Genomic DNA, 266 nt, shown 5'->3' on the forward strand with positions numbered 1-266 from the left:
ACCTTCAGAAAAAGCCTCCTTATAGTAGGCCTGCAAGAGTTCATTTGAAAATTCTTGAGAGAGAGCCTTGATTTCGAAAATAGCTTGATTCCCTGTCTTAGAAAATTCTTCACTAAGCCCTTTCTTTAACTCTAAAAAGATTTCAATCGGTAAAATATTAGAAAATACAAAATGAAATTCCCAAATCTTACTAATTTTATGAACCACAACACGCTCAATACTTGCATTAACAAGAGCAGGATCCTGTCTCAATTGATCAGAGACTC

At 34.6% G+C, this 266-nt stretch carries 1 protein-coding gene; it reads right to left on the reverse strand.

The window, feature by feature from the left end:
- A partial coding sequence (locus CF394_RS11975) for a PolC-type DNA polymerase III N-terminal domain-containing protein (RefSeq protein WP_207761723.1) occupies positions 1-266 on the reverse strand: 266 nt, incomplete at both ends.

This window comes from Tetzosporium hominis (genome assembly GCF_002265435.1).
GTDB lineage: Bacteria > Bacillota > Bacilli > Bacillales_A > Planococcaceae > Chryseomicrobium > Chryseomicrobium hominis.